Raw genomic sequence first — 23,781 nt, forward strand, 5'->3', positions numbered from 1 at the left:
GATCTTATCCTCTGGTGACAGGGGTCAGCCCCTGGCGTTGGGCATAGGTGTGGGCAAAGTCGAGCAAATCCGGGTCATTGAGGGGTCGCTCTGGCGCCTCGTAGGGCAGATCCAGCAGGGCATATTTACCCGCCCCCAGGGTGTGGTAGGGGAGAAAGTGGATCTCCTGCACAGTGCCGAGGCGGGCGGCGGTGTCGGTGATGGCTTTTATCGATTCGCGGTCGGCATTGAAGCCGGGGATGAGCGGCACCCGGATCTGCATGGCCACGCCGCGCTCGGCCAGACGCCCGAGGTTCGCCAGGGGCAGGGCGACCTTGCCGCGGGTCCAGTCGAAGAAACGCGCCTCATCCACGTGCTTGAGATCCGCCAGCAGCAGGTCGAGGTGGGGGAGGCTCGGCTCAATCTGGTGCCAGGGCACGTGCAGGCAGCTCTCCACCGCGGTATGCAGCCCCTGGGCCTTGCAGCGGGCCAGCAGCTCTGCGGCGAAGTCGGGCTGCATAAAGGGCTCGCCGCCGGAGAGGGTGACCCCGCCGCCGCTGCGCTCGAAGAAGGGGCGATCCCGCAATATTGTGCTCATGAGCGCGTCCAGGCTCTCCTCCCGACCGCACACCTGCAGCGCCTCACTCGGGCAGAGGCCGCGCAGCCGCTCCACATCCTGGGCTCCGAGGCCGGACCGTATCAGCCGGATGCCTTGAGCGTCACGCAGGATGGCCGGGCAGGCCTGGCTGCAGAGGCTGCATCCCTCGATGCATTGGCGCCGGTCGAGCAGGATCTCCGGCCTGGGAGAGCGGCTTTCCGGGTTTTGACACCAGCGGCAGGCGAGGGAGCATCCCTTGAGAAACACCAGGGTGCGTATGCCGGGGCCATCGTGGGTCGAGTAGCGTTGCAGGTCGAAAATCATACCGCCTCCTTTTGGTTTTCATTCTATTTGCTTTCATTCGAAGGTCATTTTGATGTTGATCAATAAATTCGCGAATGAGAAACCGCTAGAATGGCGACAGATTGAACATCCCCATAAGGAGTCAGAGATGGAGCTTTATCTCGATACGGCCGATGTGGCCGCGGTGCGCCGCTGGTCGCGGATCCTGCCGCTGGCCGGCGTCACCACCAACCCGTCCATCACCGCGGCCGGCGGCATGCCGCTGCCCGAGCTGCTGCCCGCCCTGCGGGAGGTGCTGGGAGCCAAGGGACGGCTGTTTGCCCAGGTGATGGGCAAAACCGAGACCGAGATGGTGCGCGAGGCGTTTGCCCTGCGTGAGCTGGACTTGGACCTGGTGATCAAGATCCCGGTGTGTGCGGAAGGACTGGCGGCCATCAAGACCCTGACGGCCAACGGGGTGCCGACCCTGGGCACCGCGGTCTATACCCCGCTGCAGGGTTGGCTGGCGGCGGTGGCCGGGGCCGAGTACGTGGCGCCCTACGTCAACCGGCTGGATGCCCAGGGGGGGGACGGCATCAAGACAGTGCAGGAGCTGCAGCAGCTGCTGGCGCTGCACGCCCCGAACAGCAAGGTGCTGGCAGCCTCCTTCCGTACTCCGCGCCAGGCCCTCGACTGCCTGCTGGCGGGCTGCCGGTCCATCACCCTGCCGCTGGATGTGGCGGAGCAGCTGCTCCAGGTGCCGGCGGTGGACGCGGCTCTGGCGAAATTCGATCAGGACTGGCAGCGGGCGTTTGCCTGAGCCAGCTTGAAGGCAGGATGAAGGGGCGGCAGGCGGGCTAAGCTAGATAGAGAGGGCCCGCCGCGACGGGCCGGGAACGATGGCTGACCGGAGGTGACCATGAGCGACCATACCCTGCTGCCCCATGGAGAGGATCTGCGCCGTGCCGTGCGCTGGCTAAGCGACCATCATCTGCACGACATCCGGGCTATCGAGGAGGCCTGCCTGCGCTTCGATCTCTCCCCGCTGGATGAGGAGTTCCTTATCCGCTACTGCCGCGAGCAGGCCCCCGAGTCCCGGGTGCGCTAGACGAAATGGGCCAGGTTGATGCCAAACTCCTTGGGATCCACCGTGTTCTCTATGGTCTCCTGCACTCCGCTTCGGGCGAGATCCAGCCACTGTACCTCGAGATAGTGGCGCTGGGTCGCGTGATAGATCACCTTGACCACGGGCTTGAGCGGCTGCTGTTCGTTGCGCTGCATCACGACGGCCAGCCGCTGGTTGGATAGCTGCACCAGGGTGCCGACCGGATAGACCCCCATGCACTTGATGAACTTGGTCACCAGCACCCGATCGAAGTGGTGATCGGCCCCCTTGAGCAGGATGCGAAACGCCTGGGTCGGCTGCATCCCCCGCTTGTAGACCCTGTCCGCCGTGACCGCGTCGTAGACGTCGACGATGGCGCTCATGCGGGTATGGAGCGAGAGCTGTTCTCCCTTGAGCCGTCTTGGATAGCCGGTGCCATCGAGGCGCTCGTGATGGTTGGTGGCCACCTCCAGCATGGTGGGGGTGATGCCGGCGGTGGCGATCAGGATGTCGTGGCTGTGCACCACGTGCTGGCGCATGACATCGAACTCCTCGTCGGTCAGCTTGCCCGGTTTGTTCAGCACCTCGTCCGGCGTCATGATCTTGCCCACGTCGTGCAGCAGCCCCCCCAGGGTCAGCTCCCTGAGCACGCTGCGCTCCAGCCCCAGATAACGGCCGAAGTTCGCCAGCAGGATGGCGACGTTCATGGAGTGCTCCATCAGATAGGCATCCTTGGCCCGGATCCTGGCTAGACAGAGCATGGCGTCCCCATGGGTGAACATGGTGTCCACCATCTCTTCGGCCACCGCCGCCAGCGGCGTGATGTCGATGGGCTCCCCCGCCTTGAGGTGGCGGATGAACTTGCCCTGCAGCTCTCGGGCCTCCTGATAGAGGCGGCGGATCTTGAGCTCGCGCCCTTCGCCGCTGGCGCTGCTGCCGGGGGGCTGGGCGCCGGCGGAGGGGGAGACGGGGGCCGGGGAGAGGTGTTGCTCTATGCCGGCCAGCTTGCTGCGGGCGAGATCCACCCGCACCGTGGTGACGCCGCGCCGGAGCAGGGCCTCGATCTGCTTGGTGCTGGTGACCAGCCCCATCTGGGCTATTTCCATGGCGCCGGTCTGGCTGGTGATGGCAATGACATACATGCCGGGTTGCAACTGGCTGACGGGAATGACGGGATGAGGCTGAGTCGGCTTCATGGGGACGTCCTGAGATTATTATTATGCATGGTGTGACGCTGCTGGCGGCAGTCTACCACCGGTGCCGGATGGCGTCAGGCACCATCTGCCGCTCTCCCTGCTTAGTGCTGGTGTTGTCGGGTTCGGCCGATATAATGACGCCCCTTATCAAGATGGATTCCGAGGTTTTTGCATGCGGCTCGATAAATTTATTTGCGATTGCTCCGACTTGACCCGTTCCCAGGCGGGCAAGCTGATCCGTCAGGGGGAGGTCATGGTGGACGGGGTCCTGGTCAAGCAGCCCGCCTTCCACATCCACGAGCAGAACCAGATCGAGTTTGACGGCGTTACGCTCACGCTGAACCAGCGCAATCGCTACTTCATGCTGCACAAACCGGAAGGCTACGTCTGCTCCAACGAGGATCCGGATCACGCCACCGTCTTCCAGCTGCTCGACGAGCCCGCCATGGGCAAGTTGCACGTGGTGGGCCGGCTCGATCTCGACACCACAGGCCTGGTGCTGATCACCGATGACGGCCAGTGGTCCCACCGCATCACCTCGCCACGGCACGAGTGCGCCAAGACCTACCACGTCTGGCTGGCCGACCCCGTGAGCGAGGACGCCATCTCGCTGTTTGCCGACGGCGTCTATCTGCGCAACGAAGCCGACAAGACCCGTCCCGCCGAGCTGGAGATCCTGGGGGAGTGCGAGGCGCGCCTCACCATCCACGAGGGCAGGTATCACCAGGTGAAACGGATGTTCGCCGCCATCGGCAACAAGGTGGTGGGGCTGCACCGGGAGCGGATCGGCGAGCTGACCCTGGACGAGGAGCTGGCGCCGGGGGAATACCGTGAGCTGACCGAGGAAGAGGTAGCCAGGTTCTGATCCCCCTCGCCCTGAGGGCGAGGGGAAAGGCCGGGGGCAGGGGGATCAGGATCCCCCCAGCACCAGCGCCGTGCCCAGGGTCGCCAGCAGGGCGCCGGCCCAGGCGGGGAGCGAGGGCCGCATCCCCGAGTGCCACCACAGCAGCGGCAGCAGGATGACAGGGGTGGTGGAGGAGAGGATGGCCACCATGCCCACGTCCCCCTGACGCAGGGCCACCAGGATCAGCGTCATGCCGAGCGCCATCGCCAGAAACCCGTTGATGCCTATCATGCCGAGCACCTGCCGGTTGATGGGGTGGTGGGGCATGGCCAGCGGCACCCGCAGCACCCGCAGGGCGCAGTGGGCCAGCAGGGCACTGCCCATGCGGATGCCGGAGGCGCTCACCGCGTCCACGGTGCCACCCATCATCACCGGCTTGGCGATGATGGCACCGAGGCTCTGACACAGGGCGGCGGTGAGGCCCAGGGCAATGCCGACGACGAGGCTGCCGCGCACCTGCTCCCATTCGCTCTGCTGATTGTCGCCACGGCGTCCGAACAGGATGGCGAGCATGACCCCGGCCAGCACCAGCAGGGCACCCACCAGACGCCAGCCTCCGAGCCGCTCGCCGAACAGCCAGAGCCCGAGCAGGGCGGAGAAGAGCGCGTGGCAGGAGAACAGCAGGCCGCTGCGCCTGGGGCCCAGCCGGTTCATGCAGGCGAAGAGGGCGGTGTCGCCGACGAAGATGCCGACGAGGCCGGAGAGCGCCAGCAGGGGGAGGGCGCTCTCGGTGAGCGTCTGCCAGCCTCCGGTGACGAGGCTGGCGCTGGCCAGCATCAGGCTGACCAGGAACATGCGCCAGCGGCTGTAGGCAAAGGCCCCCAGATGGCGCGCCGGTTTGACGGAAATCAGGGCGGCGACCGCCCATAAACTGGCGGCGGCCAGCGCCAGCCATTCGTATCCCATAAAGACCCCTGAAACGGCAGAAACCCGCCGGATGGCCCCCCTGTCAGCCGGTCGTCACGGCCAGACTGGCGGTGGAAGCATGCCGGCGGCGGCTCTCGCGCAAAAACGGCTGAAAAAAATAGCCCGAAAGACTCCATCTGCCGGGCAAGCCCGATACAATACGGGGCGTCTTCGGGGATAACAAGGGCGGCATCATGCATTCGGTTTCAGGCGCGCCGTCGGCCTTCCCCACCCTGCAGTCAGAAGAATTGAAAGAGGTTGATGTCATGTTTTACCGTTTCGCCGCCCGGCCCGCCCGCCGCTGGCTTCCTTCCCTGTTGCTCGGGCTGATGATGGCGCCCCCCCTGCAGGCGACCACAGTGGGGCAGCAGCCTGTGCTGTCGGATCGGCAGACCCTGGTCAAGGGGAACGGCGCCGAACCCGAGTCCCTGGATCCGGCCCAGATCCGTTCCGGCTTCCCGGGGGAGGTGGTGTTGGTGGACCTGTTCGAGGGGCTGGTGAGCGAGGACGGGCAGGGCAGGATAGTGCCGGCCCAGGCCCAGCGCTGGGAGACCAGCGAGGATGGGCTGGTGTGGCGCTTCTTCCTGCGCCCCCAGCTCAAGTGGTCCAACGGTGAGCCCCTTGGCGCACGGGATTTCGTCTATGCCTGGCGGCGGTTGCTGAACCCGGCGCTGGCATCGCCCTCCGCCGGTCTCTTGCTGGCGACCGGCATCAACAATGCCCAGTCCATCTACGCCGGTGCGCTCGATCTCGATGCCCTGGGGGTGGAGGCCGAGAGCGACCAGATCCTGAAGGTGACCCTGGAGCGGCCTGTGCCCTACTTCCTGCAGCTCATCAGCCAGCGTCCCTTCGTGCCGGTCAATGAAAAGGCGGTCAGCCAGTTCGGCAAGCAGTGGACCCAGCCCGGCAAGCTGGTCAGCAACGGCGCCTACCGGCTGGTGAGCTGGGTGCCGAACGAGCGCATCGAAGCCGAGCGCAATCCCCAGTACTGGGACGATGCCCACACCCGGATCCAGCGGGTGACCTATCTGCCGCTCGCCTCCCAGCACGCGGAGCGGCTGCGCTACGAGGCGGGGGAGATCCAGCTCACCAACAAGGTGGCGCTGGAGTACTACCAGAAGGCCATGCAGGAGACGCCGGAGCGGATCTGGGGCCTGCCGCTGCTCGGCACCTACCTCTATACCTTCAACCTCAATCGCCCGGAGCTGCAGGACGTGCGGGTGCGTCAGGCGCTCTCCATGGCCATCGATCGCCGCCTGCTGACCGAGAAGGTGAGCGGTCAGGGAGAGCGTCCCGCCTGGTCCCTGCTGCCCGGCATGCCGGATTATGACGAGCTTGGCTCGCCCCTCGCCCTGGAGGCGCAGGCTACCCGGCTGGCCCGTGCCGCCGCCCTGCTGGCCCAGGCGGGCTACAACAGCGCCCATCCCCTCAAGCTGACGCTGACCTACAACACCTCGGAGAACCACAAGAAACTGGCCCTGGCGGTGGCGGCCATGTGGAAGCCGCTGGGGGTGGAGGTCGTCCTCAACAACCTGGAGTGGAACGCCTATCAGGTGGCCAAGGACAGCGGCGACTTCATGCTGGCCCGCTCATTCTTGTTCGGCGATTACGTGGAGCCCTCCTCCATGCTGGGCAGCTTCCGTTGCCAGGATCCCCAGAACGAGAGCGGCTACTGCAACCCGGCCTTCGACGGTCTGCTGCAGCAGGCGTCGGAGACCCTGGATGCCAAGGCCCGGACCGGGCTCTATCATCAGGCGGAACAACTGCTGATGGAGGAGATGCCCGTCATCCCCGTCTATCACTACAACCAGATGCGGCTGGTGGACCCGGCCCTGCGCGGCCTGCCGAGCCGCAACCTCAAGGGCGCCATCGCCACCAAGGATCTCTACTTCAGTCAGCCATGAGGAAAGTGGGATGAAGATAGCAATTATCTCCGATGTACACGGCAGCCTGCCTGCCCTGGAGCAGGTGCTGGCCCGGCTCGCCCCCTGGCAGCCGGATCACTACCTGCTGCTCGGGGATCTGCTCAACCACGGTCCGCGCAACCCAGTGCCGGAGGGCTATGCCCCTGCGGCCGTGGCCGAGCGACTCAATACACTGGCTTCCCGCATCATGGCGGTACGGGGCAACTGCGATTCGGAAGTGGATCAGATGCTGCTGGATTTCCCCATCACGGCCCCCTACAACCAGATGTTGATGGACGGGCGGCGCTGGTTCGTGAGCCACGGCCATCTCTATCAGCCGGAGGCGGTGCCTTTGCCTGCGGGCAGCCTCTTCATCAGCGGCCACACCCACCTTCCCGTGCTGCGGCAGGACGGGGAGAGGGTCTTGATGAACCCGGGGTCCATCTGTTTTCCGAGGGGGGAGTGGGCGGCCAGCTACGGCCGTTACGAGGATGGTGTCATGAGCATTCACGCCTGCGCCGATGATGCCGAGCTGATGCGGCTGGCGCTCTGACCCGCGCGGGTCAGGACAGAGGGATAAAGGGGTTTCTCAACGCCGAAGCGGGAAGGGGGTCAGGCTTTGATCCCCAGGGAACGGGTGCCGGAACGGGTATTGCCCTTGGCGTCGTAAGTCAGGGAGTTGCTGTCCTTCAGCTTGCTGAGGAAGCTGGCCAGCCGGCGATTGGAGACGATGCTGAGTTCGAGCAGGCGACCGTTGAGGTTGTTCTGCTCCTGGCAGGCTTCCAGCTTGGCCTGCAGGGCCTGCAGCTGGTCAGGGAAGGCACCGAGTCGTTGCTGCAGGTCGGGCTGTCCGGCCAGGGTCTTGTCCACGGTCTCGATGGCCACCAGCAGTTGCTGCTTGCGATCGGCCAGCGCCGGCAAGGCGAGGGCACGGTGAGCCTTGAGCAGATCAAACTCCTCCGCCAGCAGACCCTGCATTTGGGAGAGGTTGTCGTCCTGGGCGTGCAGCAGCTCGACGAGATCCATCATCCCAGCCGCTTGTCCAGATCGGCTTCAAAGCTGAACATCTTTCTGGCCACGGCTTCGCTGTTGACCTTGTACTCCCCACTGGCCACGGCCTTCTTCAGGCTCTCGACGCGGCTCTCGTTACCGGTGGAGGCGGTGTTGAGGGTCTTCTGCATCTGTTGCAATTGCTGCGCCTCGCTGGTCAAGGAGACAGAGTCGCTCTTGACGGTCGTCGCGCGGTTGCCCTCACCAGAGGTCGCGGACTTGGTGGCTACACCTTGACTGGTCCCGTTGTTTTGCAACCGGTTGTTAGCCAAGTTGTTGATATTGTTGATAGCCATAAGGTTTACCTTCGTCTGCTTTGCTGTTCGCTTACCTGTATATCGGTGACGGCGGTCAGAACTTTAGAAAAAAAATCGGATCGTTAACAAAACAGTCAAAACGTGACCACCACGGATCCCACGGCACTGACCTGGCCCTGCACCGCTCTGCCCGAACGAATGTTGACAAGCCGGATCATGTCTCCGAAGCTGCCATCTTGCAAGGCGCGGGCCATGGTTTTGATCTGCATGCTGCTGTTTTCGGCGACCAGGGTCACCTGATCCCCCTTGCAGACCACGCACACCTGGGTCAGCCGAATGGGTTGGCCGGGTTTGAGCTCGCGCTTGCTGCGTACCCCGACGAGGGCGGCCGGGTCGGTCAGATAGTCGCCGCGGATCAGGGTCTGATCCTGGTAGGCCAGGGTCAACATGGACTCGCTCAGTACGTCGCCCTTGGCCACAGGGGCCGCCACCGTGACATAGGGCTTCTGGATGCTGACCCGCACCGGCAGGTAGAGGTCCCAGGGTTTGTCTTCTTCACACTTGAGGTAGACGGTGGTGTTGCGGCGGATCTCCATCCTGGACGGGAGGGTGATGGTCAGGGCCTCCTCGCAGCGTGTCAGGGGGAGGCGCTCGTCAATGGTCCCGGCTTTCACCTCGGCCTGGGCATCGAGGGGCATATCCAGCTGGTCGAGCACGAACTCCTGCGCCTGTTCCTGCAGATAGTCGGTGACCTCGGACGCCATGGCGTGAGACAGGCTGCAAAACGGCAGTAAGATGAGGAAAAGTCTACTAATCATTTTTGCTTACCGGTCGATAAGTTATTCACGTATACCACCGTAGTTAACTATGCTTGCACCAGAATTCGGTTGTCGAAACATCGCTGGTCTGATGCAAGCCAATGTGCATGCATAATAACATGCACGATCAGTGCCAAGCATTTTTAGGGAGTGTTTATGGCGAGTATTCTGGACTCGGTCAACCAGCGAACCCAGTTAGTGGGACAAAACCGGCTGGAGCTGCTGCTGTTTCGTCTCAACGGACGTCAAAGATTTGGCATCAACGTATTCAAGGTACGTGAGGTGCTGCAGTGCCCGCCCTTGACCGTCATGCCCAAGCTCAACTCCTGCATCCGCGGCGTGGCCCACATCCGTGGCCAGACCATCTCGGTGATCGATCTCAGCATGGCGATGGGCAAGCGTCCCATCCAGGACCTCTCCAAGTGCTTCATCATCATCTCCGAGTACAACAGATCCATTCAGGGGTTCCTGGTGCACTCGGTCGAACGCATCATCAACATGAACTGGGAGTCCATCCTGCCGCCACCCAAGGGGGCGGGGCGCATCAACTACATGACCGCCGTCACCGAGGTGGACGGCGAGCTGGTGGAGATCTTGGACGTGGAGCGCATCCTCAACGAGATCTCGCCGGTTTCCACCGAGGTGAGCGCCGAGCTGGTGGAGGCGAGCGTGGAGCACAACCCCTTGGGTCGCCCCGTGCTGGTGGCGGACGACTCCTCGGTGGCGCGCAAGCAGGTGCAGCGGGCGCTGGAGGCGATCGGGGTGCAGTGCGTGCTGGCCAAGGACGGGCGCGAGGCGCTCAACATGCTGCTGGAGATGTCCAGGAACGGCCCCATCAAGGATCAGATCGCCCTGGTGATTTCGGACATCGAGATGCCGGAGATGGACGGCTACACCTTCACCGCCGAGATCCGCAACAATCCCGCCCTCAAGGATTTGCATGTTATCCTGCACACTTCCCTCAGTGGGGTGTTCAATCAGGCCATGGTGCAGAAAGTCGGCGCGAACAATTTCATTGCCAAATTCCAGCCTGATGAATTGGCCAAGGCCGTACAAGGCGCTCTCTAATCAAGAAGAAAAACTGCATGAAGACTCTTTCGGACGACTTATACAGGCAATTCAGCAATTTTCTGGCGCAACAGAGCGGCATAGTGCTGGGTGACAACAAACAGTATCTGGTCAAGAGCCGCCTGTCGCCCTTGATGACTCAGTTTGGTATCGAGAGTCTGTCTGAACTGGTGACCCGGGCCATGAACGTGCGCGAGCGGGAACTCAAGATGGCGGTGGTCGATGCCATGACCACCAACGAGACCCTGTGGTTTCGCGATACCTACCCGTTCCAGTTGCTGAGCGACAAGATTTTCCCCGAGCTCGGCAAGAGCGGTCGTCCCATCAAGATCTGGTCCGCCGCCTCCTCATCCGGGCAGGAGCCGTACTCCATCGCCATGACGGCGCTGGAGCAGCAGGTCAAGCGACCGGGCACCCTGCCGGGCGGGGTGCAGATAGTGGGGACCGACATCTCCAGCACCATGCTCAACCAGTGCAAGGAGGGGGTCTATGACAGCCTGGCGCTGGCCCGGGGCCTCTCCCCCGAGCGCAAGCGGCTGTTCTTCGAGCCCTGCGGCGACAACAAGATGCGGGTATCGGAGCGTGTCAGAAAATTGACCAGCTTCCGTCCCCTGAACCTGCTGGAGAGCTACAGCCTGCTCGGCAAGTTTGACATCATCTTCTGTCGCAACGTGCTCATCTACTTCGCCCCCGAGGTGAAGTCCAAGATCCTCAACCAGTTCGCCGGCAGCCTCAACCCTGGCGGCTATCTGATGCTGGGGGCCTCGGAGTCCCTGGCCGGTCTCACCGACAAGTTCGAGATGATCCGCTGCAACCCCGGCATCGTCTACAAGGTCAAATAACCCTCCTCATATCCCTCTTTGGCACACCTCTTGCTAAACATTCGTGAAGCAGGAGGTGTGCTATGGCAATTTCATTCGACAAGGCATTCGGTGTTCACCAGTACACGCTGAGCGTGCGCGCCAAGCGTGCCGAGGTGTTGTCCAGCAACATCGCCAATGCGGATACACCGGGCTTCAAGGCCCGTGACATCGACTTCTCCCAGGCGCTGCAACAGGCCCAGAGCCGGCAAGGGTTCGGGCTCAGCACCACCAGCGAGAAGCACTTCGCCTTGCAGATGGATGCGCCCGGGTCGACCCAGTACCGCAATCCCCTGCAACCGGATACCGGTGACGGCAACACGGTGGACGTGCAGCAGGAGCGCAGCGAGTTTCTGCGCAACAGCCTCGAATACCAGGCCTCCCTCGAATTCATGAACGGCAAGATAAGCGGCCTGCTCAAGGCACTGAAAGGAGAGCAAGGATGAGTTTGTTCAAGGTCTTTGACATTGCAGGCTCCGCCATGAGCGCGCAGTCCGTTCGCCTCAACACGGTGGCGAGCAACATGGCCAACGCCGACAGCGTCAGCTCCAGCGTGGAAAAAACTTACCACGCCAGGCGGCCAGTGTTTGCCGCCCAGCTGGATCAGGCCATGTCCGACAAGCAGGCCTCGGTGGGGGTGGACGTGAAAGGCATCGTCGAGAGTGATGCCCCCCTGCTCAAGGAGTACAACCCGAACCACCCCATGGCGGACAAGGATGGCTTCATCTTCAAGCCCAATGTCAACATGGTGGAGGAGATGGCGGACATGATCGCCGCCTCGCGCAGCTACCAGACCAATGTCCAGGTGGCCGATGCGGCCAAGAAGATGCTGCAGCAGACGCTCGGCCTCGGCAAGTCCTGATAGAGGTGAACCCAGATGACAGAGACCCGTGACCGCCTGTTCGGCCTACGCCGGGCATCGCAAGCCCTAGAGGGGGGAGCATAAGTGGCAGATACCTATGACAGCCTGCTGGGTGTCAACCGGACGACGTCGGCCCAGACCAGTACGGTCAACACCAGCACCCAGAAAAAGGAGCTGGATCAGGAGTCCTTCCTGAAGCTGCTGACCATGCAGCTCTCCTATCAGGATCCGTTCAAGCCGGTGGACAACGCCCAGATGTTGTCCCAGATGACCTCGATGTCGACCTCCCAGGGGATCAGCAGCCTCTCCACCCAGATGGAGAGCCTCAACAGCCTGATGACCTCGAGCCAGGCGCTCCAGGCGTCGGCCCTGGTGGGCCAGAACGTGCTCATCCCCTCCAACACGGGGTATGTGGAGAAGGGAGGCACCCTCTCCGGCGTCATCGCCACCGGAGACGGCGGCAGCAACATCAAGGTGACAGTGAAGGACGAGAGCGGCCAGGTGGTCAAGGAGTTCTCCCTCGAGGGGGACCACAAGGGGAACGTGGCCTTCGAGTGGGATGGCAAGGACAAGTCCGGCAATGCGGCCAAGAGCGGCAAGTATTCGATAGAAGCGCACGCCACCGTGGATGGCAAGTCGGAGAGCGTACCCGCCCTGACTTACGCCAAGGTGGAGAGCGTCACCCTGGGTACGAGCACCAATCCCAGCACCCTGAAGCTCAAGGGGCTGGGCGGCATCTACCTGACCGATGTATTGGAAATTGGCGGGACGGGCGGCAAGTCGACCACGACCCCGGCCTCGACCTCTAACGCAGTGATCTAAGGAGAAAGACATGTCATTCAACAATGCCCTCAGCGGCATCAATGCGGCTCAAAAAGACCTGAACGTCACCGCGAACAACATTGCCAACGTCAACACCACTGGCTTCAAGGAGTCCCGCGCCGAGTTCGCCGACGTCTATGCCAACTCCATCTTCGTCAACGCCAAGACCCAGGTCGGCAACGGGGTGGCGACGGGGGCGGTGGCGCAGCAGTTCCACCAGGGGGCGCTGCAATTCACCAACAACGCGCTGGATCTCGCCATCCAGGGCAACGGCTTCTTCGTGACCTCGGACGGCCTTTCCAACCTGGATCGCACCTACACCCGCGCCGGTGCCTTCAAGCTCAACGAAAACAGCTACATGGTCAGCAACTCCGGCGGCTATCTGCAGGGCTACGAGATCAACGCAGACGGCACCCCCAAGGCGGTGAGTATCAACGCGACCAAGCCCATCCAGATCCCGGACCGGGCCGGTGAACCGGTCCAGACCTCGACGATCGAAGCGAGTTTCAACCTGCCCTCCACCGCCTCGCCGCTGGCCGCGGGCAACGGCGCCGCCGATGCCTCCAAGTTCGACCCCAAGGACTCGGACACCTACTCCTCCTCCACCTCGGTGGTGGTCTACGACTCCCTGGGTGAGCCCCACACCATCACCCAGTACTTCGTGAAAGAAGCCGACCCTGCCGACACGACCCAGGCGGCGGTGCCGACCGCCTGGCGCATGTACCTCTATCAAGGCGACAAGCCCATCGACATCGCGGGCGGTGTGGCCACCACCATGGCCACCGGTGTCAGCCAGGCGCCCCTGAGCGCGCGGGTGACCTTCGACGCCTCCGGCAAGATGGTCACCCCCACCACCCCGGCGGTCATCAAGACCGAGCAGCTGGGGGCGGCGGGGGCCGGCATCATCACCAATGGCGCCGACGGTACCCAGGAGATCGAGCTCAAGCTCGGCACCGTGACCCAGTACGCCTCGCCGTTCGAAGTCAACAAATTGACCCAGGACGGCTCCACCGTCGGCCGCCTGACCAAGGTGGAGATCACCGCGGACGGCATAGTCTCCGCCACTTACAGCAACGCCACCACCGTCAAGGTGGCCATGGTGGCCATGGCCAAGTTCGCCAACTCCCAGGGGCTGACCCAGGTGGGCGACACCTCCTGGCGCCAGTCCCTGCTCTCCGGCGATGCCCTGCCCGGCACCCCGAACTCGGGCACCTTCGGCTCCATCAAGTCGTCGGCCCTGGAGCAGTCCAACGTGGATTTGACCACAGAGCTGGTGGACCTCATCACCGCCCAGCGCAACTTCCAGGCGAACTCCCGTTCCCTGGAGGTGAACAGCTCCCTGCAGCAGAACATACTGCAGATCCGCTAAGGTGTTTGTGGTTCCAAGGGGCGCTTCGGCGCCCCTTGTCGTCTCAGCGCCGCGCTTTTTCCCTCGCTCCTGTCGCCGTGTTTCTCTCTCTTGGCATTCAACTTGCAGTTCCCCCGCGAGAGTCATCTGTTTGACGGAGGATCCCATGGATCACCTGCTTTACATCGCCATGTCCGGGGCCAAGGAGAACATGAACAGCCTGGCTGTGCGTGGCAACAACCTGGCCAACGCCAACACCATCGGCTTCAAGTCTGACTTCGAGCAGGCGCGCAGCATGCAGGCGTTCGGCGAGGGGCTGCCCACCCGGGTGTTCGCCATGACCGAGCGGCCGGGCCAGAACCTGCAGCACGGCATGCTGATGACCACGGGGCGGGATCTTGACGTCGCCGTCGACGGTCCTGGCTGGATTGCGGTGCAGGATCCCAACGGTGCGGAGGCCTACACCCGCATGGGCAACCTGCAGCTCAACGCCGCCGGCAACCTGCAGACCTCCACCGGTCTGAACGTGGTGGATGACGCCGGCCAGCCCATAGTGCTGCCGCTGCCCATGGAGAAGATCGAGATCAACCGTGACGGCACCATCAGCGGTCGCCCCGAGGGGGCTGCCGCCAACCTGCCTGAGGATTTCCAGCGCATCAAGCTGGTCAACCCGGCGGGGGATGCGGTGGAGAAGGGTCAGGATGGCCTGTTCCGCCGCAAGGATGGCCAGCGGGAGGCCGCGTCTGCCGAGGTGGGCCTGATCGCCGGCTCCCTCGAGGGGAGCAACGTCAACGTGGTCGACGAGATGACCAACCTCATTCGCCTGCAACGTCAGTTTGAAACTCAGGTCAAGATCATGAAGACCGCCGAGGAAAACGACGAGGCCCAAACCCAGCTGCTGCGTATCAGCTAATCAAGGAGCACACCATGAATCCTGCACTCTGGATCAGCAAGACCGGCCTGGATGCCCAGCAGACCAACATCTCGGTCACCTCGAACAACCTGGCGAACGCCAGCACTGTGGGCTACAAGAAGGCCCGCGCCATCTTCGAGGATCTGCTCTATCAGAACATCAACCAGCCAGGTGGCCGCTCCTCGGCGGACACCGAACTGCCCTCCGGCCTGATGCTGGGGGCGGGGGCCAAGGTGGTCGCCACCCAGAAGAACCACAGCCAGGGCAACGTCCAGACCACGGACAACTCCCTGGACCTGATGATCAGCGGCCGCGGCTACTTCGAAATCCAGCTGCCGGACGGCAGCGCGGCCTACACCCGCAACGGCCAGTTCACCCTGAACGACGAGGGCACCATAGTCACCCCGGGCAACGGTTACCCGCTGCAGCCGGAGATCCAGATCCCCGAGAACGCCCAGAGCGTCACCGTGGGGGAGGATGGCCAGGTCTCGGTCCAGCTCAAGGGGGACGGCCAGTCCCAGGTGGTGGGCCAGATCAACACCACGGACTTCGTCAACCCCACCGGCCTGCAGCCCATGGGGGAGAACCTCTTCCTCGAGACCCAGTCCAGCGGTGCCCCCATTCAGGGGACTGCCGGTGCGGACGGGCTAGGGGTCATCAAGCAGGGGATGCTGGAGACCTCCAACGTCAACGTGACCGAGGAGCTGGTGAACCTGATCCAGGCCCAGCGGGTGTACGAGATGAACTCCAAGGTCATCTCAGCGGTAGACTCGATGATGTCCTTCCTGACCCAGCGTACCTGACGTAGGAGAGCCATGATGAAAGCCATATGGATGCTGGGCCTGCTGACCCTGGCGGGTTGTGCCAGTACCCCCAACACCCCCAAGCCCGACGATCCGGAATTTGCTCCCGTCTACGGCGAATCCGAGCCGGTGTCGGTGCGCCCGACCGGGGCCATCTTCCAGCCCGAGCAGGTCAACGGCATCTACTCGGACATCAAGGCCCACAAGATAGGTGACATCATCACCATCGAGCTGGCGGAGTCGACCTCGGCGTCGAAGAAGGCCAACACCCAGAGCGGCAAGGACAACAGCTTCGATCTGTCGCCGGTGAGCCTGGGCGGGGTGCCGGTGACGGCGAGCCCCTACAACCTTTCCGCCTCCGTCGATCAGAGCAGCGCATTCAAGGGGCAGGCCAAGGCGGACCAGAGCAACAGCCTGCAGGGCAATATCTCGGTCAGCGTGGTCAAGGTGCTGCCGAACGGCAACCTGCTGGTGCGCGGCGAGAAGTGGATCATGCTCAACAACGGCAACGAATACATCCGCATCACCGGTCTGGTGCGTCCGGAGGACGTGAGCTCCGAGAACAGCGTGTCGTCCCAGAAGGTGGCCAATGCCCGCATCCATTACGGCGGGACCGGCGATCTGGCCAACACCCAGGAACAGGGGTGGCTGACCAGCTTCTTCAACGGTCCCTGGTGGCCCATTTAAGACTCGACAGCCCGGATCGCCAAGCCGATCCGGGCCACAGTGGTTTCGTTAGGAGATGTCATGAACCGATTCCGTCTGCTTGCCCTGCTGTGCTGCCTGTTGCCGCTCGGGCTGGCGCACGCGTCCCGCATCAAGGATCTCGCCTCGGTGGAAGGGGTGCGCAGCAACCAGCTGATCGGTTACGGTCTGGTGGTAGGTCTGCCCGGCACGGGTGAGAAGAACAACGCCTTCACCGAGCAGACCTTCAGGACCATGCTCAACAACTTCGGCATCAAGGTGCCGGACAACATCAAGCCCAAGATCAAGGACGTGGCGCCGGTGGCGATCCACGCGGATCTGCCCCCCTTCTCCAAGCCGGGCCAGACCATAGACGTCACCGTCTCCGCCATCGGCGAGGCGAAGAGCCTGCGGGGCGGCACCCTGCTGCAGACCTTCCTCAAGGGGCTGGACGGCCGCGTCTATGCGGTGGCCCAGGGCAGCCTGGTGGTCGGGGGCCTGGGGGCCGAGGGGGCTGACGGTTCCAAGGTGGTGATCAACACCCCGACCGTGGGGCGCATCGCCAACGGGGCGACCGTGGAGCGGGAAGTGCCGAACTCCTTCAGCCAGGGGGATACCATCACCTTCAACCTGAACCGGCCCGACTTCACCACCGCCCGTCGGGTGGCCGACGTGGTCAACGATCTGGTGGGGCCCAATACCGCCCAGGCGCTGGATGCCACCTCCATCAAGGTGTTTGCGCCGCGGGATCCGGCCCAGCGGGTCTCCTACCTCTCCACCATAGAGAACCTGGAGGTGGATCCGGCGAGCGAGTCCGCCAAGATCATCGTGAATTCCCGCACCGGCACCATCGTCATCGGCAGCGAGGTCAGGCTGCGTCCGGCCGCCATCAGCCACGGCGGCCTGACGGTCACCATCGCCGAGAACCAGCAGGTCTCCCAGCCCAATCCGCTGGCGGGCGGGCAGACGGCGGTCACCAACAACTCCACCATCAACGTGCAGCAGGATCCGGGGCGGATGTTCAAGTTCGATACCGGCGCGACCCTGGACGACCTGGTGCGGGCGGTGAACCAGGTGGGGGTGGCCCCCGGCGATCTGATGGCGATCCTGGAGGCCCTGCAGCAGGCAGGCGCCATCCAGGGCCAGCTGGTCATTCTGTAATGAGGGATGGCAATGCCGCCTCGGGCGGCACCTCCGGCAGGGCCAGCTGGTCATTTTGTAACATCTTGAGCGGCAAGAGGTTGCCACGGGCGGCAAAGAGGTAGGTTATGGCAGAGTTCGACACCCAGAGCGGTATCAATCTTGGCATGGTGCAGGATGTCCAGAACCTGGACAAGCTGCGCCGGATGAGCCAGAGCAAGGAGGGGCAGCAGGGGGCCCTGATGGCGGCGGCCCGCCAGTTCGAGTCCATCTTCACCCAGACCCTGTTCAAGGGGATGCGCCAGGCCAACTCGGTGCTGACCGAAGGCAACCCGATGAACAGCAGTTACACCCAGTTCTATGAAGGGATGCTGGACGAGCAGCGGGTTGCCGACATGTCGAGCAAGGGGGGCCTCGGCATCGCCGAGATGGTGGCCAGGCAGCTCTCTCCTGACAAGACCTTCACCCATCAGGATGGGCGCGTGCTCAAGCTGCCCGAGCGCACCGAGCGGGTCTACAAGCCCTATCAGCCCCCCAGTGCTTCCAACGATCTGATCGCCGCCTCCAAAGTTGGCAAAGATTTTGCTGATAACGAAATGAAGAGCGAGATGAAGGGTGAGCTGGCTGGGGCTGAGCAACGTCTGGCCCCGCCCCGGCGTCCCCACCGCACCGTGCCGCCCATGGGCACGGGCCAGCGGGCGCCGGCCCTGGACGGGAGCACCAAGGTGTTCGACAGTCCGGAGGAGTTCGTCGACAGGCTGATGCCGCTCGCCAAGAAGGCGGCGGACAAGCTGGGGCTGAGCCCGGCGGTGCTGGTGGCCCAGGCCGCCCTCGAGAGTGGCTGGGGCAAGCGGGTGATCAAGGACGGGGAGGGGCAGATAACCCACAACCTGTTCGGCATCAAGGCCGATCCGCGCTGGGAAGGGCCCAAGGCGGTGGTGAGCACCCTGGAGTACGAGCAGGGGGTGGCCTCGCGCCAGAAGGCGGCGTTCCGCTCCTACGAGTCGTTTGAAGAGAGCTTCAACGACTACGTGGACTTCCTGACCTCGGGGACCCGCTACAAGGGTGCCCTGGCCAAGGTGGACAGCCCGGACAGCTATTTCGAGGCGCTGCAGCAGGCCGGTTATGCCACCGACCCCCAGTACGCCAGGAAACTTAAACAAGTGTTGCGCAGTGATGCCATCGCCGGCTACTCGATGCCCGGCAGCACTGCGACCAGGAACACAGAGATGGAGCTGTAAGCTATGGCAAGCGATCTGCTTGGAATCGGTACCTCGGGTGTGTTGGCCCAGCAGCGACTGCTGCAGACCACCAGCAACAACATCGTCAACGTCAATAGCCAGGGCTATGTACGTGAACGCACCCTGATCTATACCAATTCCGTCGGATTGGGGACGGGAGACATGGTGAGCGAGCGCATCATCAACGCCTATGCCCAGGCCGAGATGCGCCGGGATACCTCCATCTATCAGGCCTCCAGCACCCGCTACGATCAGCTCTTCCAGCTCGACAGCCTGCTCGGCGATGCCAGCAACAGCGTGGGCACCACCATCACCTCCTACTTCAAGGCCTTCCATACCGCCAACGAGTCGCCGTCCGAGATCGGGGGGCGCAAGACGACCCTGAGCGAGCTGGGCGGCATGGTGGACAGATTCCACACCCTCTCCGCCCAGCTCGACAAGCAGGGGGACACCATCAGCGCCACCATCAGCGACGAGACGGACAGGGTGAACAGCCTGCTCAATAGCATCAACGATCTGAACCAGGCCATCATCCGCACCCAGGGCACGCCGGAGGAGAACCTGATGCTGTTCGATCAGCGGGACGAGGCCATCCGCCAGCTCTCCGAGAAGATGGAGATCCGCACCGTGACCCAGCCCAACGGCAGCATGCTGGTGAACATGAGCACGGGGCACTCCCTGGTGCTGGACGGCGGCGTGGCCCAGTTCAAGGTGGTGGCGGGCAACCCGGACTCCCGGGACGTCACGCTGCAACTGACTCTGGGGGCCAACCAGGCCGACGTCAACGACAAGGATGTGGGGGGGGCCATCGGCGGCCTCTTCACCGCGCGCCGGGATCTGGAACCGGCCAAGCGGGAGCTCGGGCAGCTGGCGGTCGCCTTGGCCGACGCCATGAACCAGCAGAACCGGCTGGGGATGGATCTGGACAACGAGCTCGGTGGGGATCTCTTCTCCCTCGGCGCGAGCGATGGCCTGCCCTACAGCCAGAATACCGGCAGCGGCGCCGCCAAGGTGAACTTCGTCCCCGGCAAGGGAACGGAAGTGACCACCTTCGACTACGAGGTGCAGTTCAGCAGCGCCACCGGCTATGAGGTGTTCTCCATCGACGGTAGCGGCAAGCGTACCTCGCTGATGACCGGCACCACGCCCCCCGCCACGTTCGAGGTGGCGGGGCACGGCATCGAGATCGATCTCTCCGGCACCCCGGCCGCCGGCGACAAGATAGCGCTGCAACCCACCCGGCATGCCGCCGCCAACCTCGAGGCCGCGATCACCCGGCCAGAGGACATCGCGCTGGCGTCCCCCATCAAGGCGGACAAGAACGCCCAGAACCTGGGCTCGGGTGAAATCAAGCTGAGCAGTGTCTACAACACGGGGACGGGCTCGGGCTTTGGCGCCAACAACCTGGATCCGAGCGCTCCCCAGGTCATCAAGATCGACGGCAGCGGCAACTACGAGGTCTACGACAAGAACAACAACCTGCTCGGCGTGGCCCCGGCGTCCAGCAAGGGACAGAACCTGATGTCCGTCCTCGAGATGCCGTTGGGGACGCCCATAGTGCCAGCCCTGACCCCGGGCTATGACTTCAGCATCATCGGCAAGGTGGAGGCCAACGACAGTTTCACCCTGAGCTACAACAAGGACGGTTTCGCCGACAACGCCAACGGCCTGGCCCTGGCGGAGCTGCAGAACAAGGAGCTGGTGCGCAAGAACAACAACGCCGCCACCAGCAACGACAAGATGACCTTCAACGACGCCTACTCCGGGCTGGTGAGCGGGATCGGCAACAAGACCAGCCAGGCCAAGACCCTGCTGCAGGCCAACGAGGCCAAGCTGACCCAGAGCACCGGCATCTACGAGAGCGTCTCCGGGGTCAACCTGGAGGAGGAGGCGGCCAACCTCATCCGCTTCCAGCAGTCCTATGCGGCCTCGGCCCAGATAGTGAACACCGCCAAGACCATCTTCGACACCCTGCTCTCCTCCGTGAGGTAAGTCATGCGCATCACCACCAACATGATCTACGACCGCAACCTGGCCACCATGAGCAAGGTGAGCGAGCGTCAGAACACCGCCTACAACCAGCTGATGACGGGGGAGAAGTTCACCCGTGCCGGCGAGGATCCCTCCGGCATGAGCCAGAAGATGGCGCTGACCAAGGAGATCGATCTCTTCAAGCAGTACGGCGTCAACGGCAGCCTGCTGGAGAACAGCCTGGGCCACGAGGATACGGTCCTCACCTCCATCAACAATGCCATGCTGAGCGCCCAGACCCTGATCCAGAAGGCGAACAACTCCGCCATGGGCGCCGAGGAGCGCAGCGCCATCGCAAGCGAATTGGAGGGGCTGCAAAAGCAGATGTTCGACCTGATGAACAGCAAGAACTCCCAGGGGGAGTTCATCTTCGGCGGCAACCAGAGCAAGACCCAGCCCTTCGTCAAGGATGCCAGCGGCAACTACGTGTTCCAGGGGGACACGGGTCAGCGCAGCATCCAGGTCTCTCCCACGGTCAAGATCCCGGCGAACGACTCCGGTTTCGATCTGTTCGAGATGGTGGCAACCCGGCGCACCGCCAGCGCCACCAGCGCCAACATCCAGGTGGGGGTGGGGGACCAGGGCAACTTCGAGAGCTTCTATCGCAACAACTACGATCCAGCCCTGCCGAGCAACCAGTACACGGTGAACACCCAGATTGGCCCACCTGGAACCTATGATATTCAGAACAGCCTGGGTGTTGTTGTCCAGGGACCCGCTCTTCCCTATACGGCGGGCAACGCCATCTCCTTCAACGGGCTGGAGCTGACCCTGGATTTGCCTGCCGGCTCGGCGCCTCAAACCTTTGTGCTCGATAAGCCAGTGAACGACAACATACTCAACGGCATGTCCGACTTCATCTCGGCCCTGCGGGATCCCAGCCTACCGGCGAGCGACTTCCAGCTGGCGGTGGCCGATGCCACCACCCATATGAACAACGCCAGGACCCAGGTGGACAGGGGACAGGGGGAGGTGGGCAGCCGGCTCAACAGCCTGGAGCAGGTGATGAGCTCGAACGACGGCCTCAGCACCCTGAACCAGCAGGCGAGGGCCAAGGTCTCGGAGGCCGACATGTACGAGGTGATCGCCACCCTCTCCAAGGAGGATGCGGCCATGAGCGCCTCCCAGCTCGCCTTCAGCAAGATAAGCAAGCTCACCCTGTTCGACTATATCCGCTGATTTGTCCCTTGACCGCACGCTCCCCCGTGGCCCCGGCCCGGGGGAGCCGTCATTTCATGCTCCTGCCCGCAATTTGTAACAACCCGTTGCAGACGTCCTGATTGCCTTGACTCGACTCGCGCCTGGGCCGATGATGCCGCCCGCACGGCCCCGCCGTGCGCATCATTCGCAGCATCTCGTTAGGCGAGGCTCCTGCATAAACACAGGCCACTGATCTCACGACGTCCAGAGACGCCCAAGATCAGGACAGTTTTCATCGGATTAAGGTGTCAACCCAAGTGGCTTCCGGCGCGCCGGATACGTTATGCAGTGCTAAAGCTGGTACGTGGGGATGAAGACACGCCGGACGGCGTCATTTCCTGCCTGTTACTCGTCAATCAAATTGCTGTTTTCTTGCAAACGGCAGCCGGCATGACCGGTTGCTCCCGGGCCCGACCCGGGATCACATGAGGACATCTGTGATGAAGAAAACACACACCCTGCTCAACCGTCATCAACTGCTCGATCCTATCGCCCTGGGTAGCTGGCTGGCGCACAACCAGGACCCGGTCCAGCGGGCCGATCAGCTGCTGACCCTGCGCCCGGAAGAGCTCAACTGCATCTTCGATACCCTGCCTGTCCCCGAGGGGGCCGCCCTGCTCGGCTCCCTGCCCGCGGAGTGCGCCGGCCATCTGTTGCTCAGGCTCCATGGCAGCATCCTCGGGGGCCTGCAGGGGGCCATCGCGCGCCGCGACCTGCTGACCATGCTGCGCCGGCTCGATGAAGAGGATCGCAGCACCCTGCTCGCTCGTCTGCCCGAGCCCCCACGGGATGCCCTGCGGTCGCTGCTGGCCTGGCCGAGCGAGTCGGTCGGTGCCAACATGCGCCACGAGTACCTGGCCGTGGCGGCAGAGGCGACGGTGGAGAGCGCCAAACAGCTGATCCACGGCGCCTGGGACCAGGCCCAGCTGTTCGGCCACCTCTATGTGGTCGACGGCGAGCGGCGCCTGCAGGGCAGCGTCTCCCTCAAGTCGCTGCTGATCGCCGATCCCCTGCGGCCCGTGAGCGAGCTGATGGAGCGGGAGGCGGTGCGCATCAACGCCCGGGCGGATCGGGAGCTGGCGGCCCGCCTGCTCATCGACCGCGACCTCTCGACCCTGCCGGTGGAAGATCAGGGTCGTCTGGTGGGGGTCTTCCACGTGGATGACGCCGCCGACATCCTGGAGCTCGAATCCACCGAGGATGCGGAGCTGCAGGGGGGCTCATCTCCCCTGGATACTCCCTATCTGCAGGCCACTCCCTGGCAGCTGTGGCGCAAGCGGGTGGGCTGGCTGCTGATCCTGTTCGTGGCGGAGGCCTACACAGGCACAGTGCTGCGGGCCTTCGAGGAGCAGCTGGAGGCGGCCATCGCGCTCGCCTTCTTCATCCCGCTCTTGATCGGCACCGGGGGCAACAGCGGCACCCAGATCACCACCACGATCGTGCGTGCCATGGCGGTGGGGGAGGTGAGCCTGAAGAACCTCGGCACCGTGCTGAAAAAAGAGATCTCCACCGGCCTGCTCATCTCGGCGGCCATCGCCCTGGCCGCCTGGGTGCGGGCCTGGAGCTTAGGGGTGGGCCCGGAGATCGGCATGGTGGTGACCCTCACCATCATCGCCATCGTGCTCTGGAGCGCCACCGTCGCCTCGGTGATCCCCATGGTGCTGCGCCGTTTTCGCATCGATCCGGCGGTGGTCTCGGCCCCCTTCATCGCCACCCTGGTGGATGGCACCGGCCTCATCATCTACTTCGAGATAGCCAAGCTGATCCTGCCGGACCTGCAGTGAGACCGGCATCACGACAAAAGGCAGCC

Annotated in this window: 25 protein-coding genes and 1 riboswitch; of the genes, 19 read left to right on the forward strand and 6 right to left on the reverse strand. The window is 63.5% G+C overall.

Annotated elements, in window-relative coordinates:
• Positions 1-4: 4 nt before the first annotated feature.
• Positions 5-901, reverse strand: a complete 897-nt coding sequence (locus AB5Y72_RS16285; protein WP_042076669.1) for a glycyl-radical enzyme activating protein — start codon at positions 899-901, stop codon at positions 5-7.
• 127 nt (positions 902-1,028) lie between these two features.
• Between AB5Y72_RS16285 and fsa the strand changes: the two genes are divergently transcribed.
• Both fsa and AB5Y72_RS16295 read left to right on the forward strand, forming a co-directional pair.
• A complete protein-coding gene (fsa, locus tag AB5Y72_RS16290; protein ID WP_368199236.1) occupies positions 1,029-1,679 on the forward strand; it encodes a fructose-6-phosphate aldolase in 651 nt (216 codons plus the stop codon).
• 99 nt (positions 1,680-1,778) lie between these two features.
• The gene (locus AB5Y72_RS16295) at positions 1,779-1,967 is read left to right on the forward strand and encodes a hypothetical protein (RefSeq protein WP_042076666.1); all 189 of its coding nucleotides are present in this window, start codon (positions 1,779-1,781) and stop codon (positions 1,965-1,967) included.
• Here AB5Y72_RS16295 and AB5Y72_RS16300 read toward each other — a convergent pair.
• Positions 1,964-3,160, reverse strand: a complete 1,197-nt coding sequence (locus tag AB5Y72_RS16300) for an HD-GYP domain-containing protein (protein ID WP_368199237.1) — start codon at positions 3,158-3,160, stop codon at positions 1,964-1,966. The genes AB5Y72_RS16295 and AB5Y72_RS16300 overlap by 4 nt on opposite strands.
• 172 nt (positions 3,161-3,332) lie before the next feature.
• On the opposite strand from AB5Y72_RS16300, the gene rsuA reads away from it, so the two are divergent.
• Positions 3,333-4,025 (forward strand): 16S rRNA pseudouridine(516) synthase RsuA, encoded by a 693-nt coding sequence (gene rsuA, locus AB5Y72_RS16305; protein ID WP_042076336.1) that lies wholly within the window; start codon positions 3,333-3,335, stop codon positions 4,023-4,025.
• 45 nt (positions 4,026-4,070) lie between these two features.
• Here rsuA and AB5Y72_RS16310 read toward each other — a convergent pair whose 3' ends face one another.
• Complete coding sequence (locus AB5Y72_RS16310; RefSeq protein WP_368199238.1) at positions 4,071-4,970, reverse strand: DMT family transporter; 900 nt, start codon at positions 4,968-4,970, stop codon at positions 4,071-4,073.
• 266 nt (positions 4,971-5,236) lie between these two features.
• Between AB5Y72_RS16310 and AB5Y72_RS16315 the strand changes: the two genes are divergently transcribed.
• A complete protein-coding gene (locus AB5Y72_RS16315) occupies positions 5,237-6,874 on the forward strand; it encodes a peptide ABC transporter substrate-binding protein (protein WP_368199240.1) in 1,638 nt (545 codons plus the stop codon).
• Positions 6,875-6,884: 10 nt separating this feature from the next.
• Positions 6,885-7,427, forward strand: coding sequence for a phosphodiesterase (gene yfcE, locus AB5Y72_RS16320; RefSeq protein WP_368199241.1), 543 nt, complete (start codon positions 6,885-6,887; stop codon positions 7,425-7,427).
• A 59-nt stretch (positions 7,428-7,486) separates the two neighbouring features.
• Here the strand turns inward: yfcE and AB5Y72_RS16325 are convergent, their stop codons facing one another.
• The 3 genes from AB5Y72_RS16325 to flgA form a co-directional block, all read right to left on the reverse strand.
• Positions 7,487-7,903, reverse strand: a complete 417-nt coding sequence (locus tag AB5Y72_RS16325; RefSeq protein ID WP_368199243.1) for a flagella synthesis protein FlgN — start codon at positions 7,901-7,903, stop codon at positions 7,487-7,489.
• Entirely contained in the window at positions 7,900-8,220 is a 321-nt protein-coding gene (flgM, locus tag AB5Y72_RS16330; RefSeq protein WP_042076347.1) for a flagellar biosynthesis anti-sigma factor FlgM, read from the reverse strand. Before flgM ends, AB5Y72_RS16325 begins: the two co-directional genes overlap by 4 nt.
• Positions 8,221-8,315: 95 nt before the next feature.
• Positions 8,316-8,921 (reverse strand): flagellar basal body P-ring formation chaperone FlgA, encoded by a 606-nt coding sequence (gene flgA, locus AB5Y72_RS16335; RefSeq protein ID WP_368199264.1) that lies wholly within the window; start codon positions 8,919-8,921, stop codon positions 8,316-8,318.
• Positions 8,922-9,155: 234 nt separating this feature from the next.
• Here flgA and AB5Y72_RS16340 point away from each other — a divergent pair, with 234 nt between their 5' ends.
• From AB5Y72_RS16340 to mgtE, 14 genes are all read left to right on the forward strand, one after another.
• Complete coding sequence (locus tag AB5Y72_RS16340) at positions 9,156-10,067, forward strand: chemotaxis protein CheV (protein ID WP_042076348.1); 912 nt, start codon at positions 9,156-9,158, stop codon at positions 10,065-10,067.
• Between the two features lie 17 nt (positions 10,068-10,084).
• Positions 10,085-10,909 (forward strand): protein-glutamate O-methyltransferase CheR, encoded by an 825-nt coding sequence (locus tag AB5Y72_RS16345; protein ID WP_368199245.1) that lies wholly within the window; start codon positions 10,085-10,087, stop codon positions 10,907-10,909.
• A 62-nt stretch (positions 10,910-10,971) separates the two neighbouring features.
• Positions 10,972-11,373: a flagellar basal body rod protein FlgB gene (gene flgB, locus AB5Y72_RS16350; protein WP_042076352.1), complete on the forward strand. Its 402-nt coding sequence runs from the start codon at positions 10,972-10,974 to the stop codon at positions 11,371-11,373.
• Positions 11,370-11,789 (forward strand): flagellar basal body rod protein FlgC, encoded by a 420-nt coding sequence (gene flgC / locus AB5Y72_RS16355; RefSeq protein ID WP_005329775.1) that lies wholly within the window; start codon positions 11,370-11,372, stop codon positions 11,787-11,789. The genes flgB and flgC overlap by 4 nt, the downstream gene beginning before the upstream one ends.
• Positions 11,790-11,873: 84 nt before the next feature.
• A complete protein-coding gene (locus AB5Y72_RS16360) occupies positions 11,874-12,611 on the forward strand; it encodes a flagellar hook assembly protein FlgD (protein ID WP_042076353.1) in 738 nt (245 codons plus the stop codon).
• Positions 12,612-12,621: 10 nt separating this feature from the next.
• Entirely contained in the window at positions 12,622-13,980 is a 1,359-nt protein-coding gene (gene flgE / locus AB5Y72_RS16365; RefSeq protein ID WP_042076354.1) for a flagellar hook protein FlgE, read from the forward strand.
• 145 nt (positions 13,981-14,125) lie between these two features.
• The gene (locus AB5Y72_RS16370; protein WP_042076355.1) at positions 14,126-14,872 is read left to right on the forward strand and encodes a flagellar basal body rod protein FlgF; all 747 of its coding nucleotides are present in this window, start codon (positions 14,126-14,128) and stop codon (positions 14,870-14,872) included.
• Positions 14,873-14,886: 14 nt separating this feature from the next.
• A complete protein-coding gene (gene flgG, locus AB5Y72_RS16375) occupies positions 14,887-15,675 on the forward strand; it encodes a flagellar basal-body rod protein FlgG (protein WP_010675290.1) in 789 nt (262 codons plus the stop codon).
• Positions 15,676-15,690: 15 nt separating this feature from the next.
• A complete protein-coding gene (gene flgH, locus AB5Y72_RS16380; protein ID WP_042076358.1) occupies positions 15,691-16,362 on the forward strand; it encodes a flagellar basal body L-ring protein FlgH in 672 nt (223 codons plus the stop codon).
• A gap of 60 nt (positions 16,363-16,422) precedes the next feature.
• Positions 16,423-17,520, forward strand: a complete 1,098-nt coding sequence (locus AB5Y72_RS16385) for a flagellar basal body P-ring protein FlgI (protein WP_042076360.1) — start codon at positions 16,423-16,425, stop codon at positions 17,518-17,520.
• A 107-nt stretch (positions 17,521-17,627) separates the two neighbouring features.
• Positions 17,628-18,740 (forward strand): flagellar assembly peptidoglycan hydrolase FlgJ, encoded by a 1,113-nt coding sequence (gene flgJ / locus AB5Y72_RS16390; protein WP_325783083.1) that lies wholly within the window; start codon positions 17,628-17,630, stop codon positions 18,738-18,740.
• Positions 18,741-18,743: 3 nt separating this feature from the next.
• Entirely contained in the window at positions 18,744-20,732 is a 1,989-nt protein-coding gene (locus AB5Y72_RS16395; RefSeq protein WP_325783082.1) for a flagellar basal body rod C-terminal domain-containing protein, read from the forward strand.
• 3 nt (positions 20,733-20,735) lie between these two features.
• On the forward strand, positions 20,736-21,950 hold the full coding sequence (gene flgL, locus AB5Y72_RS16400; protein ID WP_325783081.1) for a flagellar hook-associated protein FlgL: 1,215 nt from the start codon (positions 20,736-20,738) through the stop codon (positions 21,948-21,950).
• A gap of 168 nt (positions 21,951-22,118) precedes the next feature.
• A riboswitch (M-box (ykoK) riboswitch) is annotated at positions 22,119-22,288 on the forward strand.
• A gap of 123 nt (positions 22,289-22,411) precedes the next feature.
• Positions 22,412-23,755, forward strand: a complete 1,344-nt coding sequence (gene mgtE / locus AB5Y72_RS16405; protein WP_325783080.1) for a magnesium transporter — start codon at positions 22,412-22,414, stop codon at positions 23,753-23,755.
• Positions 23,756-23,781 lie beyond the last annotated feature (26 nt).

The organism is Aeromonas sp. R7-4, assembly GCF_040908055.1.
Lineage (GTDB): Bacteria > Pseudomonadota > Gammaproteobacteria > Enterobacterales > Aeromonadaceae > Aeromonas > Aeromonas sanarellii.